Annotated in this window: 11 protein-coding genes; 8 read left to right on the top strand and 3 right to left on the bottom strand. The window is 66.2% G+C overall.

What is annotated here, in order from left to right; all coding sequences use genetic code 11:
- Positions 1-268: 268 nt before the first annotated feature.
- The 8 genes from ABIB91_RS31900 (at position 269) to ABIB91_RS31935 (ending at position 14,015) form a co-directional block, all read left to right on the top strand.
- A complete protein-coding gene (locus ABIB91_RS31900; protein WP_354170401.1) occupies positions 269-2,773 on the top strand; it encodes a sensor histidine kinase in 2,505 nt (834 codons plus the stop codon).
- Positions 2,770-4,302 carry a tRNA (adenosine(37)-N6)-threonylcarbamoyltransferase complex ATPase subunit type 1 TsaE gene (gene tsaE / locus ABIB91_RS31905; protein ID WP_354170399.1) on the top strand — a complete coding sequence of 511 codons (1,533 nt, stop codon included), beginning with the start codon at positions 2,770-2,772 and terminating at the stop codon, positions 4,300-4,302. Before ABIB91_RS31900 ends, tsaE begins: the two co-directional genes overlap by 4 nt.
- Positions 4,303-4,431: 129 nt before the next feature.
- Positions 4,432-4,749 (top strand): PilZ domain-containing protein, encoded by a 318-nt coding sequence (locus tag ABIB91_RS31910; protein ID WP_007598394.1) that lies wholly within the window; start codon positions 4,432-4,434, stop codon positions 4,747-4,749.
- Between the two features lie 124 nt (positions 4,750-4,873).
- A complete protein-coding gene (locus ABIB91_RS31915) occupies positions 4,874-5,596 on the top strand; it encodes a nucleotidyltransferase family protein (protein ID WP_007598395.1) in 723 nt (240 codons plus the stop codon).
- A gap of 226 nt (positions 5,597-5,822) precedes the next feature.
- Positions 5,823-8,969, top strand: coding sequence for a double-strand break repair protein AddB (addB, locus tag ABIB91_RS31920; protein ID WP_354170396.1), 3,147 nt, complete (start codon positions 5,823-5,825; stop codon positions 8,967-8,969).
- Entirely contained in the window at positions 8,963-12,472 is a 3,510-nt protein-coding gene (gene addA / locus ABIB91_RS31925; protein ID WP_354170394.1) for a double-strand break repair helicase AddA, read from the top strand. Before addB ends, addA begins: the two co-directional genes overlap by 7 nt.
- Before the next feature lie 63 nt (positions 12,473-12,535).
- Positions 12,536-12,856 carry a thioredoxin gene (gene trxA / locus ABIB91_RS31930; RefSeq protein WP_007598398.1) on the top strand — a complete coding sequence of 107 codons (321 nt, stop codon included), beginning with the start codon at positions 12,536-12,538 and terminating at the stop codon, positions 12,854-12,856.
- A gap of 145 nt (positions 12,857-13,001) precedes the next feature.
- The gene (locus ABIB91_RS31935; protein ID WP_354170470.1) at positions 13,002-14,015 is read left to right on the top strand and encodes an ATP-dependent DNA ligase; all 1,014 of its coding nucleotides are present in this window, start codon (positions 13,002-13,004) and stop codon (positions 14,013-14,015) included.
- A gap of 101 nt (positions 14,016-14,116) precedes the next feature.
- Here ABIB91_RS31935 and ABIB91_RS31940 read toward each other — a convergent pair whose 3' ends face one another.
- The 3 genes from ABIB91_RS31940 to accD form a co-directional block, all read right to left on the bottom strand.
- Entirely contained in the window at positions 14,117-14,857 is a 741-nt protein-coding gene (locus ABIB91_RS31940) for a metallophosphoesterase family protein (RefSeq protein ID WP_354170392.1), read from the bottom strand.
- A gap of 142 nt (positions 14,858-14,999) precedes the next feature.
- Complete coding sequence (locus ABIB91_RS31945) at positions 15,000-16,343, bottom strand: bifunctional folylpolyglutamate synthase/dihydrofolate synthase (RefSeq protein ID WP_354170390.1); 1,344 nt, start codon at positions 16,341-16,343, stop codon at positions 15,000-15,002.
- Positions 16,340-17,281 (bottom strand): acetyl-CoA carboxylase, carboxyltransferase subunit beta, encoded by a 942-nt coding sequence (accD, locus tag ABIB91_RS31950; RefSeq protein ID WP_007598402.1) that lies wholly within the window; start codon positions 17,279-17,281, stop codon positions 16,340-16,342. Before accD ends, ABIB91_RS31945 begins: the two co-directional genes overlap by 4 nt.
- Between the last annotated feature and the right edge of the window lie 18 nt (positions 17,282-17,299).

The following is a 17,299-nucleotide window of genomic DNA, read 5'->3' on the forward strand; positions in this document are numbered from 1 at the left end:
TACCCTCTCCCCAACCCTCCCCCGCGAGCGGGGGAGGGAGCGCACCGGCTTCGCGGTAAGCTCCGCATGACGCGCGATCACACGGCAATTCCACTCGAATCACCCGAGGAACTACGTGAATTGGAACACCGCGCCCCGCATTTTTTTGGGGTCGCCGTTGCGTTCACGGTCTGGACTCTTACCGGTGGAGTCACGGTGAGGGTATTGTCGTTTGATTCGCGCGCGACGGGGGTCGCCGCGCGCAAATTCGTGCGATCTTGGGGCAACTATGTCAGGCGTGATCGTGTCGATGCGTCGGACGCTGCTGTCGTGCACATCGCTCGTGCGCAACGGCTTGTTGGGAAGCGCTCTCGCAGCGCTGCTGCCGGCTGCGCCGGCTGAGGCCGCCGACCTCGTCGACACACTCTCAGCATTGCTGGATTTCAACCGGCAGGAGCTCGCGGTGCTGGCCACCGCGCTGGCCTTGCTCGGCTTCTCGGTGGTCGCCGCGATCCTCCTGATGCGCACGCGCGTGCGCACGGCGAGGAACGAGGCGCGGCTGCGCGCCCGGATCGGGGAACTCCAGCTCCAGGCCGACCGCTTCGGCGCACTGCTGTTCGCCGAGCCGCAGATCCTGATCTCCTGGCCGGCCGGCGACAATCGCGCGCAGATCTCCGGTGACATCTCCATGGTGCTGCCGCGCGACTCCTCTCCACAGCGCGTGCTCGCGTTTGGAACCTGGTTGCCGCCGGAACCGGCGCTCCGGATGGATCACGCCGTCGATGCGCTGCGCGACCGCGGCGACGGGTTCCAGCTGACGCTCACCACCGCGCATGGCCACACGCTGGAGGCTATCGGCCGCGCCATCGGCGGCCAGGCCATCGTCAGGATTCGCGAGCTCTCAGGGCTCCGCCGCGATCTGGCCGAGACCAATCTGCGTTACAAGGCCCTTTCCGACGAGACGGAAATGCTGCGCGGCTTCGCGACCGCCGCACCCTGGCCGATCTGGGCCAAGGGCGAGAACGGCGCGCTGGCTTACGCCAACCCCGCCTATGTCCGTGCGACCGAGGCGGCCAGCATCACCGACGCCCAGGAGCGCAAGCTCGAACTGCTCGACAGCGCCGACCGGACCGCGATGGAGCGGGGGCTAAAGGAAGCGGCCAATTTCACCTCGCGCCTGCCGATCGTGATCGGCGGCGAGCGGCGCATCTATGACGTGCGCGCCGTCAATGTCGGCGGCGGCAATGTCGGCGTCGCCATCGATGCCAGCGAGGCGGATGCGTTGAGCTCGGCGCTGGTACGCATGGCGGAGGCGCATCGCCGCACGCTCGACCAGCTCTCCTCCGGCGTTGCCGTGTTCGACGGCCAGCGCCGGCTTGCCTTCTACAATGATTCCTACCGCCAGCTGTGGGACCTCGACCGCACCTTCCTCGACGCCAACCCTGATGATTCCAGCGTGCTCGACAAGCTCCGCGCCGCGCGCAAATTGCCGGAACAGCCGGACTTCCGCGCCTGGAAGGCGAAGCTGCACGAGGCCTATCGCGCGGTCGAGGCTGCCAAGGACACCTGGTACCTGCCCGATGGGCGCGCGCTCTCCGTCGTCACCACGCCGAATCCCGAAGGCGGCGTCACTTATCTGTTCGACGACGTCACCGAGAGCCTCGAGCTTGCCCGCCGCTTCGACGGCATGATCCGGGTCCAGCGCGAGACGCTGGACAGCCTCGCCGAGGGCGTCGCGGTGTTCGGCAGCAACGGCAAGGCGCAGCTGTTCAACCCGGCCTTCGTCCGGATGTGGAAGCTGTCCGCTGACGCCATGCGCGACGAGCCGCACATCCAGACCGTCGAGGGCTGGTGCCATCAGCTGTTCGACGACGCGATCGTCTGGCGGCAGATCCGCGAGGCCGTCACCTCGATCGAGAGCCGCGCCGACGTTCCGCTGAAGCTGGAGCGCAAGGACGGCAGCGTGCTCGACGGCATGATCAGGCCCCTGCACGACGGCGCCACGATGCTGACGTTCCAGGACATCACCGACACCGAGAACGTCGAGCGCGCGCTGCGCGAGCGCAACGAGGCGCTGGAGGCCGCCGACCAGATGAAGGTGGATTTCGTCCACCACGTCTCCTACGAGCTGCGCTCGCCGCTCACCACCATCATCGGCTTCGCGCATTTCCTCAGCGATCCCTCGACCGGGCCGCTGACGCCGAAACAGGCCGAATATCTCGACTACGTCACCAAATCGACCAATGCGCTGCTGGCGCTGACCAACAACATCCTGGATCTCGCCACCATCGACGCCGGCGCCATGAAGCTGGAACTCGGCCCGGTCGACGTCAGCAAGACCATCGAGCTCGCCGCCGAGGGTCTCCAGGACCGGCTCGCCACCGACCGCATCCGCCTCAAGGTCGAGATCGCGCCCGATGTCGGCAGCTTCACCGGCGACGAGAAGCGCGTGGTGCAGGTGCTCTATAACCTCCTTGCCAATGCCGTCGGGTTTTCTCCACCGGATTCCACCGTCGGCATCAGCGCCCGCCGCACCGAACGCAGTGTGGTCTTCACGGTGACAGATTCCGGGCCTGGAATACCTGCCGACATGAAGGACAAGGTGTTCAACTGGTTCGAGAGCCGCTCGCAGGGCTCGCGTCATCGCGGCGCCGGGCTCGGCCTGTCGCTGGTGCGCTCCTTCGTCGAGCTGCATGGCGGCAACATCCGGGTCGATTCGATCGTGGGCAGGGGCACGGTCGTGATCTGTGATTTCCCGACCGACCAGGCGGCGCATCGCGACGCCGCCGAATGACTGCGCCAGCCACATTCTCCGTCGCGCTCCACAACGAGACGGCCACTGCGCAACTGATGGCCGACCTCGCGCTGCTGGTCGGCCCCGGCGACGTCATCACGCTCACCGGCGATCTCGGGGCCGGCAAGACCGCGGCGGCGCGGGCCATGATCCGCTACCTCGCCGGCGACGATGCACTGGAAGTGCCGAGCCCGACCTTCACGTTGGTGCAGGGCTACGAGCTGCCGCCATTCCCGGTGATGCATGCCGACCTCTACCGCGTCGAGGACGAGAGCGAGCTCGAAGAGATCGGGCTGTCGCCGCTGCCGGAAGCAACCCTCGTCCTGATCGAATGGCCGGAGCGCGCGCCCTCGGCGATGCCTCAAGACCGCATCGACATCGCGCTGACGCACCGGCCGGCACTGGGCTCGAACGCACGCGCCGCCGACATCACCGGCAATGGCAAGGCTGCCGCCATCGTCGCGCGGCTAAAGGCGCTGCGAGAATTCCTCGATGCATCCGGCTACATGGAAGCAACGCGCAAGCGGATGGCAGGCGACGCCTCGACGCGCTCCTATGCGCGGCTGCTGCGCGACGACGAGATCGTCATCCTCATGAACTCGCCGCAGCGCCCGGATGGCGCTGCGATGTACAACGGAAAATCCTACAGCGCCGCGGTGCATCTCGCCGAAAACATCAAACCCTTCGTCGCCATCGACGAGGGCCTGCGCGCGCAGGGAATCTCCGCGCCCGCGATCCATCATTCCGACCTCGACCACGGATTCCTGATCAGCGAAGACTTCGGCAGCGAAGGCGTGATTGAGGGCGATCCGCCCCGCCCGATCACCGAACGCTACGAAGCCGCCGTCGATTTGCTAGCCGTGCTGCACGGCAAGACGCTGCCGGAGACGCTGCCGCTCGGGGGACAGACCTACGCCATTCCCGTCTTCGATACCGAGGCACTGATGACCGAAATTGGGTTGATGCCGGAATGGTACCTGCCCGATCGCAACGCGCCGCTGGACGACGGGAAGCGCGCCGAATTTTTCGCGATGTGGCGCGAGCTGCTGCAGAAGCCGCAGTCCTCGCCGAAGACGTGGATCATCCGCGACTATCACTCGCCGAACCTGATCTGGCTCGGGAATCGCACCGGCATCGAACGCGTCGGCGTGATCGATTTCCAGGACACCGTGCTGGGGCCGCAATCCTACGACGTGGTATCGCTGCTCCAGGACGCCCGCATCGATGTGCCCGAGGCGATCGAACTGACGCTGCTGTCGCGCTACATCAAGGCGCGCCGCGCCAGCGCCGCGAGCTTCGACGCGGCCGGCTTCGCGGAGCTCTACGCCATCATGTCGGCGCAGCGGAACACGCGTCTGCTCGGCACCTTCGCCCGCCTCAACCGCCGCGACGGCAAGCCGCATTATCTGCGTCACCAGCCGCGGATCTGGACCTATCTCCAGCGCTCGCTGGCGCATCCCGCGCTCGCCCATCTGCGCGACTGGTATCTCGCCAATGTCCCGCCACCCCAAAGGCCGGCCCAAGGCTGAGGCCCAAGGCTGAAAAGGCTAGCAGGGGCGGAAAAGGCTGGTTCGGGGCCCGATTTACCGGCTGTTAGCCAAGACACCGGTAATCTAGCGGCGAGGCAGCCGGATGATTACGGGGCTGGAGCAGGGCAGATGGCGGTGAAGACGGACCAGCGCGGCAACAGCCGGGTTGTTTTCGAACGCGGGATCGCGGCCCAGATGATGGGTATCGACGGCACCTGGCGCCGCGACTGCACCATGGAGGACGTGTCCGACAGCGGCGCCAAGCTGACCATCGACGGCTCGGTCGAAGGCCTGCATCTGAAGGAGTTTTTTCTGCTGCTGTCGTCCACCGGACTTGCGTACCGACGCTGCGAGCTCGCCTGGGTCAATGGCGACCAGATCGGCGTCAACTTTCTCAAGCTCGGCGACAAGAAGAAAAAGACGCGTTCCACATCCATCGGGGCGTAACGGCAACACCCGTCGTACAAGCGTCACGGCAGGTGGTTAAGGCGATTAAGACGCGGTGCGGTCAGTCGAACCTCGTGTTAGGATTGCTGCGAACGCGAAATCAGTAGGTCTGAGAAAGCGAAGGATGTCCGTCAAACCGACCAAAGCCATGGTGCTCGCCGCAGGGTTCGGCCTGCGCATGCGTCCGTTGACGGACAAGATGCCGAAACCGATGGTTCCGGTGGCCGGCCAGCCGCTGCTCGACCACGTGCTCGACAAGCTCGCCCACGCCGGAGTGAGCGAGGCGGTGGTCAACGTGCACTACCTGCCAGACCAGATCATCGATCACACCGCATCCCGCCAGCATCCGCGCGTGACCATCTCGGACGAGCGCAACCAGGTGCTCGGCACCGGCGGCGGCGTGGTCAAGGCACTGCCGCTGCTCGGGGACGCACCGTTCTTTCACGTCAATTCCGACACGCTGTGGATCGACGGCGTGCGCTCGAACCTGACGCGGCTCGCCGAAAACTTCGACCCTGAGCGCATGGACATTTTGCTGCTGATGGCGCCGACGGCGACCAGCATCGGCTATAGCGGCCGCGGCGATTACGGCATGCTGGCCGACGGCGCCCTGCGCAAGCGCAAGGAAAAAGAGGTCGTTCCGTTCGTCTATGCCGGCGCGGCGATCCTGTCGCCGTCGATTTTCGCCGACGCCCCGACGGGCGAGTTCTCGCTGACCAAGATGTTTGATCGTGCCAACGAGCAGGAGCGGCTGTTCGGCCTTCGCCTCGACGGCGTCTGGATGCATGTCGGCACGCCTGATGCCGTCCACGCGGCGGAAGAGGCGTTTCTGGAGAGCGTGGCGTAGGGCTGCTCTCGTGTCCCGGACGTGGTTCCGTAGGGTGGGCAAAGCGAAGCGTGCCCACCATCTAAGCTGAAATTCGCGGAAACATGGTGGGCACGGCGCGTTGCGCCTTTGCCCACCCTACGGCACCTGTTCTGGTCCGGCGAACAGCGGGGACTATCTCCCTCCACCCATATCCATTTGAGTCCGCCTCCCTATATTGGCGCCTGATTCCCGAAACAGGCAGCTCATGCGCGTTTTCAGCGTTCCCATCTCAGTTCCGTTCCTGCGCACCGTCGTCGCAAGCCTGCTCGATGGCCGGCTGGTCGACGGCTTTGAGGCGCGCAAGGAGCCGGCACGGCTGGCGGATGCGACGCTGTACCTGCCGACACGGCGCGCCATGCGAATCGTCCGCGAGATCTTCCTCGACGAGATGAAGGCGGACGCCGTCGTGCTGCCGCGCATCGTCGCGCTCGGCGACATCGACGAGGATGAGCTCGCTTTCGCCGATGAGGGCGAACAGTTTTCCGGCGCAACGCCGCTCGACATTCCGCCGCGGCTCGGCGAGCTCGAACGGCGGCTGACACTGGCGCAGCTCGTCGCGGCCTGGGCCAAGGGCCCGGTGCTGTCTCCGCTGGTCGTCGGGGGCCCCGCCTCGACGCTGGCGCTGGCTTCCGATCTCGCGCGTCTGATCGACGACATGGTCACGCGCGGCGTCGACTGGAGCGCGCTCGATGGCCTCGTACCTGATATGCTCGACCGGTACTGGCAGCACTCGCTTGAATTTTTGCGTATCGCGCGCATCGCATGGCCGGGTCATCTCGCCGAAATCAAACGCATCGAGCCCGCTGCCCGCCGCGACCTCCTGATCGATGCCGAAGCCAAGCGGCTGACCGCGCATCACCAAGGCCCCGTGATCGCGGCCGGTTCGACCGGCTCGATGCCGGCCACGGCAAGATTTCTCCATGCAGTCGCCTCGCTGCCGCATGGCGCCGTGGTGCTGCCCGGCCTCGACACTGATCTCGACGACGATGCATGGCGCAGCATCGGCGGCGTACGCGATTCGCTCGGCAAGTTCGCTGAGCACCCGGTCTCGAACCATCCGCAATATGCCATGCACGCGCTGCTGGATCGGTTTGGCATCAAGCGCAGCGACGTCGATAGTCTCCAGCCACCGGCGGAAGGCGGTCGCGATCTGCTGGCGTCGGAATCGATGCGGCCCTCGGCCAAGACCGAGATATGGCACGACCGGCTGAAGCAGCCGGATGTGGCCGCGAAGATCACCGGCGGCATGAAGAACCTCGCGGTTGTCGAAGCTCCCAACCCTGAAATGGAAGCGCTCGCCATCGCCATCGCGATGCGCGAGGCGCGGCATCTCGACAAATCCGCGGCGCTTGTCACGCCCGATCGCGCGCTGGCGCGGCGGGTGATGGCTGCGCTGACCCGGTGGGATCTCGCTTTCGACGATTCCGGCGGCGACGTCTTGATGGAAACCTCCGCCGGCGTCTTTGCCCGACTGACGGCGGAGGCTGCGACCAAGGGATTGGAGCCACCGACGCTGCTGGCGATGCTGAAGCATCCGCTATGCCGGATCGGCCGGGCGTCTGGTGCATGGAAGGCGGCGATCGAAGACCTGGAGCTCGCTTTGTTGCGCGGCACGCGCCCGCCCCCGGGCACCGCCGGCCTGTTGCGCGAATTCAATCGCTTTCGCGAGGAGCTGGCAAAGCTGTGGCGCAGCGAGGTCTCCGCCCTGCATAAGGCCGAGCCGCGTGCACGTCTCAAGGCGGAAGACCTCGATCGCATTCAGGTGCTGATTGATGGCTTGCGACAAGCCTTGGCGCCGATCGAGAGTCTTGCGTCATCAAGACCGTATGACTTCGCCGAACTCGCGCATCGGCATCGCGAGATCATGATCGAGCTGTCGCGCGACGAGCAGGGCATCCCGCTGGCGTTCGAGGAGCGCGAAGGCCTCGCGCTCGCGAGCGCCTTCGACGATCTCCTGCGCGGCGGCACGACCAGCGGATTGATGGTCACGCTGCCCGACTACGCAGACGTCTTCCAGACCGCGTTCAGCGATCGCGCGGTGCGCCGGCGGGACAGGCCGGGCGCGCGGCTCCAGATCTACGGCCCGCTGGAATCGCGCCTGATGCAGGCCGACCGCGTCATCGTTGGCGGCCTGATCGAGGGGGTCTGGCCACCGGCGCCGCGCATCGATCCGTGGCTGAGCCGGCCGATGCGGCACCAGCTGGGCCTCGATCTGCCGGAACGCCGCATCGGCCTCTCCGCGCATGATTTTGCGCAATTGCTCGGCGGCGACGAGGTCATCCTCACCCACTCCGCCAAGGCTGGCGGCGCGCCGGCGGTCGCCTCGCGCTTCCTGCATCGGTTGGAGGCGGTCGCGGGCGATGCGCACTGGAAGGCCGCGATTCGCGCGGGCGAGAAATACGTGCGGTTCGCAGCCGCGCTGGACCAGCCCGACCAGGTGAGGCCGATCAAGCAGCCCGAGCCGCGACCGCCCCGCGCGACCCGGCCGCTCAGGATGTCTGTGACCGGGATCGAGGACTGGCTGCGCGATCCCTATACGATCTACGCAAAACACATTTTGCGGCTCGACGCGCTCGATCCCGTCGACATGCCGCTGTCGGCCGCCGACCGCGGCTCGGCAATCCATGATGCGCTCGGCGAGTTCACGGAACGCTACGCCACCGATCTGCCAGATGATCCCTCACGCGTGCTGCGCGCGATCGGCGAAAAACACTTTGCGCCGCTGATGGAGCGACCCGAGGCGCGGGCGCTGTGGTGGCCGCGCTTCCAGCGCATCGCGCGCTGGTTCGGCGAATGGGAGACGGCGCGGCGCGGCGCGATCGAGACGATCGCCGCGGAAACCCGCGGCGAAATCTCGATCCCGCTCGACCATGGGCGCAGCTTCCGTCTCTCCGCTCGCGCCGACCGCATCGAACGGCGCCAGGGCGGCGGCTACGCTATCCTCGACTACAAGACCGGCCAGCCACCGACCGGCAAGCAGGTCCGCATGGGCCTGTCGCCGCAGCTCACGCTGGAAGCCGCGATCCTGCGCGAGGGCGGTTTTCCCGACATCGACGCCGGCGCATCCGTGAGCCAGCTCGTCTATGTTCGCCTGAGCGGCAACAATCCGCCGGGCGAGGAGCGCGTTCTCGAGCTCAAGTATAGGCAAGGCGACGAGCCGCAGCCGCCGGACACCGCGGCTGCTGAGGCCAGGGCCAAGCTCGAGGCGCTGATTCGCGCCTTCGACGACGAGAACCAGCCCTATACCTCCTTGAACCTGCCGATGTGGACCAACCGCTACGGCGCCTATGACGATCTCGCCCGGATCAAGGAATGGTCCGCGGCCGGTGGATTGGGGATCGAGGAATGGTGAAGGCACCGCGCCCCATCCCGGATGAGGTGCGCGCGCGACAGGCGCGCGCATCGGATCCGACCGCGTCGGCCTTCGTGTCGGCCAATGCCGGCTCGGGCAAAACGCATGTGCTGGTGCAGCGCGTGATCCGCCTGCTGCTCTCGGGCGTGCCGCCGGAAAAGATCCTCTGCATCACCTTCACCAAGGCGGCCGCCGCCAATATGGCCGAGCGCGTGTTCACCACGCTCGGGCATTGGGTGACGCTCGACGACACCGCGCTCGATGCGGCGATCCGTGACGTCGGCGTTCCCCATCCGGACCGAAAACTGCGGCGCGAAGCGCGCAAGCTGTTCGCCTGCGCGCTGGAGACGCCGGGCGGGTTGAAGGTGCAGACCATCCACGCGCTGTGCACGCGCCTGCTCCAGCAGTTTCCGTTCGAGGCCAATGTCCCCGCGCGCTTTGCCGTGATCGACGAGCGCGACCAGACCGACATGATGGAGCGCGCCAATCTGAAGGTGCTGCTGGAGGCCGCGCGCGACCCTGAAAGCATCACCGGCCGCGCGCTGCAGACCGCGATGGCGAGCGCCGCCGACGTCACCTTCAAGGAGGTCGTGCGCGAGGCATGTCTCAGCCGCGACCACTTCATGGCCTGGACCGATGAGGCCGGCAACGCCGAGGCCGCTGCTGCGCAGATGGCGGCCGTGCTGGGCGTGGACGCAAACGACCGCATCGAGGATGTCGAGACGGAGATTCTCGACGGCCCGTATCTGCCGCGATCGCGCTGGGACGACATCGCCTTCGCGCTGGAAGACGGCAGCAAGTCCGACAACGACCAGGCCAGCCGGCTCCGCGAAGCAAAGGCGTTTTCCGGTGCCGCGCAGGTCGATGCCTATCTCTGCGTCTTCCTGACCGACGAAAAGCTGCCGCGCAAGGCGGTGCTGACCAAGAAGTTCGGCGAGCAGAAACCATCCGTCGCCCGCCTGTTCGAGAACGAGGCGCAACGCCTGGCAGGATTGATCGAGAAGCGCCGCGCGGTGACCATGCGCGACCGCAGCGCGGCCCTGCTGCATATCGCAACCGCCGCCGCCGCAAACTACCGTCGCGAGAAGCAGGAGCGCGGCCTGCTCGACTATGACGATTTGATCGACAAGACGCTGGCGATGCTCGACCGCGTTTCCTCGGGCTGGGTGCATTACAAGCTCGACCGCGGCGTCGATCACGTGCTGATCGACGAAGCCCAGGACACCAGCCCGCGGCAATGGGACATCGTCGCGCACATCATCTCGGAATTCACCGCCGGCGAAGGTGCGCGCGAAGGCCTGAATCGCACCGTCTTCGCTGTCGGCGACGAGAAGCAGTCGATTTTCTCCTTTCAGGGTGCTCAGCCCCGGGAGTTCGACGCACGCCGACGCGAGCTGCACCGCAAGTTCACGGCGGCCGGACTGAAATTCGATCCGGTCGCCTTCACCTATTCGTTCCGCTCCGGCGCCGCGATCCTGCATTCGGTGGACCACGTCTTCCGCGAGCCCGCGATCTACAAGAGCATCCATTCGCTCGAGACCGGTCATCCCCTGCACAACGCTCTCGGCGATGCAGGTCCCAGCGTGATCGAGCTCTGGGACCTTGCGGAAGCCGACGACAGGCAGGAGATCGAGGGCTGGCGCGCGCCGTTCGACGGCGTCGCCGCCACCAGCCCCGAGGTGAAGCTCGCGCGCCGGATCCAGACCGAGATCAAGCGGCTGGTCGAGAGCGGCACGCTGACGGGCCACGAGGGCGAGCGGCGTCCCCTGCGTTATGGCGACATGCTGATCCTGGTGCGCCGCCGCGGCAACGCGTTCGACGCCGTGATCCAGGCGCTGAAGCACGCCAACGTTCCGGTCGCCGGCGCCGATCGGCTCAAGCTCACTGAGCACATCGGAATCATCGACCTAATGAATCTTGCGGACGCGCTGCTGCTGCCGCAGGACGATCTCGCGCTCGCGGTGGCGCTGAAGAGCCCGCTGTTCGGGCTCGATGACGACGATCTGTTCCAGCTGGCCCATGACCGCAAGGGATCGCTTCGCCGCGCGCTCGGCGAACATGCCCCGACAAGCGAGACATTCACTGCGGCGTTGCGACGCCTCGAAGCCTGCGAAACCCGAGCCCGCGAGGAGACGCCGTTCGCCTTCTACGCCTGGCTGCTCGGGGGCGACGGCGGACGCGCGCGCATGCTGCGCCGGCTCGGTCATGAGGCCAATGACGCGCTCGACGAGTTCCTGGAGCTGGCGCTGAATTACGAGCGCAAGGCCCCGGCCTCGCTGCAGGGTTTCATGGCCTGGCTGCGCTCGGCCGATACCGAGGTGAAGCGCGACATGGAGATCTCGCGCGACGAGGTGCGGGTGATGACCGTGCACGGCGCCAAGGGCCTGGAGGCCTCGGTCGTGTTCATGGTCGACACCACATCGTCGCCCGCGGATTCGCAGCGGCTCCGGCTGATCCAGGTCCCGCGCGGCAATGGCGGCGAGGTGGTGGTCTGGGCCGGACGCAAGGCGGACGATCCCAAGCCCGTCGCCGACGCCCGCAAGGCGATGCTCGAGGAGACCGAGGACGAATACCGCCGCCTGCTCTACGTCGCGATGACGCGCGCCGCCGACCGGCTCATCGTCGGCGGCTGCATGCCCGGCAACATGAAGACGGTCCGCAAGCTGAGTTGGTACGATCTGGTCGACACCGGGCTCGCCGGCTCGGGCCTGGCGAAAGAGACGATCGAGACGCCGCTGGGAAAGGTAACGCGCTTCTCCCGACCGGAGGATGTCGTGGCGCTGGGCACGCCCGCGATCTCGTTGGACCAGACGACCGCGCTCCCGGTCTGGCTGCGGACGCCGGTACCGCCCGAGACCATCGAAGACGATCCGGTGCGCCCCTCCGGCCAGCCGTCCGGGGAAGGCCGCACCGTGCTGTCGGGCGAATCAGTGCAGTCCCGCGCGCTCGCGCTGCAACGCGGCACGCTGGTGCACCGGCTGCTGCAATCGCTCCCCGACATCGCCATCGAGCGCCGGCGCGAGGCGGCGCTCGGCTTCATGGCACGCAACGCCGCGGACTGGGCGGAGGCTGACCGCGCCGCGCTGGCCGACAAGGTGCTCGCCTTGATCGCCGAGCCACGGTTTGCGCCGGTGTTTGCCGCCGGCAGCCGGGCGGAGGTCGCGATCGTCGGCCGGCTGGAACGGCCGGGCCGCACCCCGGCGCTGGTGTCCGGGCAGATCGACCGGCTGGTCGTTCGGCCGGATGAGGTTCTGATCGTCGATTTCAAGACCAATCAGGCGGCTCCCAGGAGCGCCGATGCGGCGCCTGCCGCCTATGCCCGCCAGCTGGCGCTATACCGGGCGGTGCTTTCGCGGCTGTATCCCCAAAAGCCGGTCCGCGCCGTCCTGCTCTGGACCGAGGCCCTTGAATATATGGAGATTTCGGCTCCCGCGCTGGACGCGGCGCTGGCATCTCTTCATCTCGGTGTGAGCGTCCTTGACCCGGCAAGGAGCCATTCATAGGTTGACGCCATGATCTCGGGCGCGATTCCCGTCGCGCCCTTCTCTCAGGTACGAGGTACTCCCATGGCCGTTGGTAAGGTTTCTGACACCGATTTCGAAGCCGAAGTGCTCAAGGCAAACGGCCCCGTGGTCGTCGATTTCTGGGCCGAATGGTGCGGCCCCTGCCGCATGATTGCACCCGCGCTCGACGAGATCGCCGGCGCGATGGGCGACAAGGTCAAGATCGTGAAGCTCAATGTCGACGAGAGCCCGAAGACGGCGTCGAAATACGGCGTGATGTCGATCCCGACCCTGATGATCTTCAAGGGCGGCGAGATGGCCTCCCGGCAGGTCGGCGCGGCGCCGAAGGCGAAGCTGCAGCAGTGGATCACCTCCGCGGTCTGATCCGCCTCGCGCAAGAATATTTTTGGAAACGGCCGGCGAAAGCCGGCCGTTTTGCGTTGATGGGATGTGTCCAGCGTATGATGAGTCCCGCCTGTTGCCTCCTCCTCCCGCAAAACGCGCGCGAAAATCGACATCCCTCGTGGCGATGGAGGCGCGCTCGGTCGACACGATCCCGCGCGGCAAGGAGTGGCAATACGAGCCGAAATGGGATGGCTTCCGTTGCCTGCTGTCGCGCAACGGCGGCAGCATTGATCTGCGCTCGAAATCCGGTGAAGACCTCGCGCGTTATTTCCCCGAGATCGTCGCCGCCGCACTGAAGCTGAAGGCGGATCGCTTCACACTCGACGGCGAGATCGTCGTGCCGCAGGGCAAAGGCTTTTCTTTCGACGCGCTGCTGCAGCGCATTCATCCCGCGTCAAGCCGCGTGAAGAAACTCTCGGAGGAAACACCGGCGCTCTATCTCACCTTCGATCTGCTTGCGACGGCCGGGGAGAAACAACTTGCCGAGCAGCCACTGAGCGAACGACGACCGGCGCTGGAAGCGTTTGCCAAGGCCAATCTGAAAAGCAGCATCTTCCGCGTCTCACCGGCGACGACGAGCTACGCCATTGCAAAAAAATGGCTGTCGCAATCCGGCGGCGGCTCGGACGGCGTCATCGCCAAACGCATCGACCTGCCCTATCAGGCGGGAAATCGCGATGGCATGCAGAAGATCAAGAAATTCCGCAGTGCCGATTGCGTGGTCGGCGGCTTCCGCTATGCCACCAACAAGATCGCCGGCCGCAAGGTGGTGGGATCGCTGCTGCTCGGGCTCTACGACGATGATGGCCTGCTGCACCATGTCGGCTTCACTTCGGCGATCAAGGCGACGGAAAAGCCTGACCTGACCGACCGACTAGAAGCGCTGATCGGCGAGCCGGGCTTCACCGGCAACGCGCCGGGCGGCCCGAGCCGCTGGTCCACCGAGCGCTCGGCCAAGTGGTGTCCGCTCAGGCCGAAGCTCGTGATCGAGGTCTGCTACGACCATTTCAGCGGCGAGCGCTTTCGCCACGGCACCTCGATCCTGCGCTGGCGCCCCGACAAGGCCCCGCGGCAATGCAGCTTCGAGCAGCTGAAGCAGAAGGTGGCCGATCCGATGAAGCTGCTAAAGCAGCCGTAACCGGTAGCCCGGATGGAGCGTAGCGCAATCCGGGGCCGTCGTCATTTGTGGCACGATTCCTGGATTGCGCTGCGCTCCATCCAGGCTACGAAGCGACGGCGCTAGGCAATCCATCCCGTCGCCAGCGCGTTCGCCAACTCCGGCTGGCCGTTGCGGCGAGCGAGCGCGGCCATCGTCTCGTGATCGTAGACGACTTGGCGGAACGTGAGCTGCCAGGCACCATCGGTTAGCTCGAGAATCGCATAGCGCGCGTGCGGGGTGCCGGCTTCGACGACATGCGGGAACGGATGCTTGTCGCGATAGCCGGGGCTGCCGACGCTGCCGGGATTGACGATCAGCCTTCCATCTCGAAGTCGCACGGCACGGGCGAGATGGGTGTGGGCGCACAGGATCAGCGATTGCGTGATGCCTTGCGCAAATTGCTCGATGCGATCGAGCGGCGACAGCGCCACCGCGCCGTCGGGATGCACGGTATCGAGCCAATAGACTTCGTCACTGTCGGGCGTCGCGTGGCAGAGGAACACCTGCTCGCGAAAGACGCGCGTCATCGGCTGGGCACGCAGCCAGTCGAGTTGCGCGGCGTCGAGCGCTGCATGGGCCGGACGATCCCACGAGCCCATCTTCTCCGGCGGACGATCGAGCAGATAGCGATCGTGATTACCGAGCACGTGCACGGCATCGAGTCGCATCATGACCTCGACGGTGCGGCGCGCATCGAGCGGCCCGCTCAGCATGTCGCCGAGATTGACGATGTCGGAGACGCCTTGCGCGCGGATGTCGGCGAGCACAGCTTCCAGCGCGAGGTAATTTCCGTGGACGTCGGCAATCGCTGCAAAACGCATGGGTATTTCTCACTCTGTCGTGCCCCGGACGCAGCGCAGCGTGAAACGGTGCGCTGCTGAGCCGGGGCCCATGTTGCGGCATTCTGGGTCCCGGCTCTGCGGAGCAGCGTTGCACGCTGCACCGCGTCCGGGACAAGAGAAATCATGCAGGAGGCGTGCCGTTGATGGCGAGCACGTGGCCGGCGAGATAGAGCGAGCCGGTGATCAGGATGCGCGGCGGCACTTCGTAGGCAAGCTTCGCCAAGGCGCGCAGTGCGGCTTCGATGCCGGGCGCGGGCTCGACGCGCATGCCGAGGCTGCGGGCGGCGTCCGTGAGGCGGTCGACCGGCATGGCGTTGTCGGTGTCGGGAATCGGCACCGCGATGATGTGGCGGGTCAGACCGGCGAAATTGGCGAGAAAACCCTGCGCGTCCTTGTTGGCCATCATGCCCGCGATCACGACCAGCGGCCGCGATACCCGCTCTTCGAGATCACCGAGCGCAGCCGCCGCGACGCGGCCGCCTTCCGCATTGTGGCCGCCGTCGAGCCAGATCTCCGAGCCCTGCGGGCCGAGAGCGAGCAGCTCACCCGAAGCGATGCGCTGCATCCGCGCCGGCCATTCCGCACCGACGATGCCGCCCTCGAACGCCGCCTGGTTGATCTTGAAAGCGTTGGTGGCCCGCAACGTCGCGATGGCGAGACCGGCATTGTCGAACTGGTGGCGGCCGAACAGGCGAGGCGCCGTGAGATCCATCAAGCCGCGCTCGTCGGAATAAACCAGCCGCCCGTGCTCGACATTGACCTGCCAGCTCTCGCCCGCGGCAAACAACGGGGCGCGCATGCGCTTGGCCTGCGCCTCGATCACGGCCATCGCCTCAGCCGGCTGCTCGGCGCACACCACGGGCACGCCCTGCTTGATGATTGCAGCCTTTTCGCCGGCGATCGACGTCAAAGTATCGCCGAGGAAATCCATGTGGTCCATGCTGATAGGCGTGATCACGCAGGCCGCCGGCGTATCGACCACGTTGGTTGAATCCAGCCGGCCGCCAAGGCCGACCTCCAGCAGAACCACATCGGCCGGGTTCTGCGCGAACAGATGAAATGCAGCCGCCGTCTTGAGCTCGAACAGTGTGGCCGGCTCGCCGGCATTGACACGCTCGACCTCTTCCAGCGCCGCGCGCAACTCGTCGTCACCGACCAGCACGCCGCCACCGACGCGGCCGAGCCGGAAACATTCGTTGATGCGAACGAGATAGGGCGAAGTGTAAGCGTGGACGCGCAGGCCAGCGGCTTCCAGCGTCGCGCGCAGATAAGCCAGCGTCGAGCCCTTGCCGTTGGTACCGGCGATGTGGATCACCGGCGGCAGCTTGCGCTCGGGGTGACCGAGCCGCTCGAGCAGGCGGTGCATCCGATCCAGCCCGAGATCGATGCGTTTCTGGTGCAGGGCCGACAGCCGCCCGATCAATTCGCCGAGCGGCGGCTTTGCGCTGTCAGAGGAAGCGTTCACGCGTGCGGCGCGGCCGGCGCCGTTTCGGGAGCCGATACGATCTGCGCCGGGCTCACGACCGGCTGCACCGGTTTGGATCCACTCTCCAGCGCCGGCGCCCTGGTCAACAGACGGCAGAGCCGCGCCAGGGTCGGGCGCAATTCGTGGCGATGCACGACCATGTCGACCATGCCGTGCTCCTTGAGATATTCGGCGCGCTGAAAACCCTCGGGGAGTTTTTCGCGAATGGTCTGCTCGATCACGCGCGCGCCGGCAAAACCGATCAGTGCACCGGGCTCGGCGATCTGCACGTCGCCGAGCATCGCATAGGACGCGGTGACGCCGCCGGTGGTCGGGTTGGTCAGCACGACGATGTAGGGCTGTTTTGCTTCACGCAGCATCTGCACCGCGACCGTGGTTCGCGGCATCTGCATCAGTGACAGGATGCCTTCCTGCATGCGCGCGCCACCACTGGCGGCGAACACGATGAAGGGTGACTTCTTCTCGACCGCAAGCTCGAGCCCGCGCACGATGGCTTCGCCCGCGGCCATGCCGAGCGAGCCGCCCATGAAGTCGAAATCCTGCACGGCGACGACGACGGCGGCACCTTCGAGTTTGCCGTAGCCGACCTTGATCGCGTCGTTGAGGTTGGTTCGCGCGCGCGCATCCTTGATGCGATCCACGTACTTCTTCTCGTCACGGAACTTGAGCGGATCGGGCGTGACGTCAGGCAGCGCGACGTCGTACCAGGTCTCGTTGTCGAAAATCGACTTCAGACGCGCCACCGCGTTCATGCGCATATGATAGTTCGAGCCGGGGATGACGAACTGGTTGGCCTCGACGTCCTTGTAGAACACGAGCTGTCCGGAATCCGGGCACTTGATCCACAGATTCTCCGGCGTCTCCCGCCGCAGCATGTTGCGGATCTTCGGCCGGACCACATTGGTAAGCCAGTTCATGGTTTGCTCCGATGTGCG

This window comes from Bradyrhizobium sp. JR4.3, assembly GCF_040547695.1.
GTDB lineage: Bacteria > Pseudomonadota > Alphaproteobacteria > Rhizobiales > Xanthobacteraceae > Bradyrhizobium > Bradyrhizobium canariense.

What these genes read in the sequence shown, in the direction of transcription:
- ABIB91_RS31900 (WP_354170401.1), top strand. Translation starts at nt 269, where the DNA reads ATGTCAGGCGTGATCGTGTCGATGCGTCGGACGCTGCTGTCGTGCACA.
- tsaE (WP_354170399.1), top strand. Translation starts at nt 2,770, where the DNA reads ATGACTGCGCCAGCCACATTCTCCGTCGCGCTCCACAACGAGACGGCC.
- ABIB91_RS31910 (WP_007598394.1), top strand. Translation starts at nt 4,432, where the DNA reads ATGGCGGTGAAGACGGACCAGCGCGGCAACAGCCGGGTTGTTTTCGAA.
- ABIB91_RS31915 (WP_007598395.1), top strand. Translation starts at nt 4,874, where the DNA reads ATGTCCGTCAAACCGACCAAAGCCATGGTGCTCGCCGCAGGGTTCGGC.
- addB (WP_354170396.1), top strand. Translation starts at nt 5,823, where the DNA reads ATGCGCGTTTTCAGCGTTCCCATCTCAGTTCCGTTCCTGCGCACCGTC.
- addA (WP_354170394.1), top strand. Translation starts at nt 8,963, where the DNA reads ATGGTGAAGGCACCGCGCCCCATCCCGGATGAGGTGCGCGCGCGACAG.
- trxA (WP_007598398.1), top strand. Translation starts at nt 12,536, where the DNA reads ATGGCCGTTGGTAAGGTTTCTGACACCGATTTCGAAGCCGAAGTGCTC.
- ABIB91_RS31935 (WP_354170470.1), top strand. Translation starts at nt 13,002, where the DNA reads ATGGAGGCGCGCTCGGTCGACACGATCCCGCGCGGCAAGGAGTGGCAA.
- ABIB91_RS31940 (WP_354170392.1), bottom strand. Translation starts at nt 14,857, where the DNA reads ATGCGTTTTGCAGCGATTGCCGACGTCCACGGAAATTACCTCGCGCTG.
- accD (WP_007598402.1), bottom strand. Translation starts at nt 17,281, where the DNA reads ATGAACTGGCTTACCAATGTGGTCCGGCCGAAGATCCGCAACATGCTG.